Annotated in this window: 1 protein-coding gene; it reads left to right on the top strand. The window is 55.8% G+C overall.

Translation table 11 applies throughout. The features are described 5' to 3' along the window. Positions 1-233: hypothetical protein (locus FD25_RS14170; protein ID WP_162256264.1), on the top strand; the 233-nt coding region annotated here is incomplete at both ends.

The following is a 233-nucleotide window of genomic DNA, read 5'->3' as shown; positions in this document are numbered from 1 at the left end:
GCATCTGCGAGTGCCTCTGCTGAAGTATCCGAGAGTGAAGCGTCTGCAAGCACTTCCGCTGAAGAATCCGAAAGCACGGCATCTGCGAGTGCGTCAGCTGAAGAGTCTGAAAGCGTAGCCTCCGCGAGTGCCTCTGCCGAAGAATCTGAGAGTGAAGCGTCCGCGAGTGCCTCCGCTGAAGAATCCGAAAGCGTAGCATCTGCAAGCACTTCTGCTGAAGAATCCGAAAGCAC

The organism is Levilactobacillus acidifarinae DSM 19394 = JCM 15949, assembly GCF_001434835.1.
In the GTDB taxonomy this organism is placed as follows: Bacteria; Bacillota; Bacilli; order Lactobacillales; family Lactobacillaceae; genus Levilactobacillus; species Levilactobacillus acidifarinae.
Note: the sequence above shows the minus strand (reverse complement) of the source record. Positions and strands in the feature narration are given on the sequence as shown.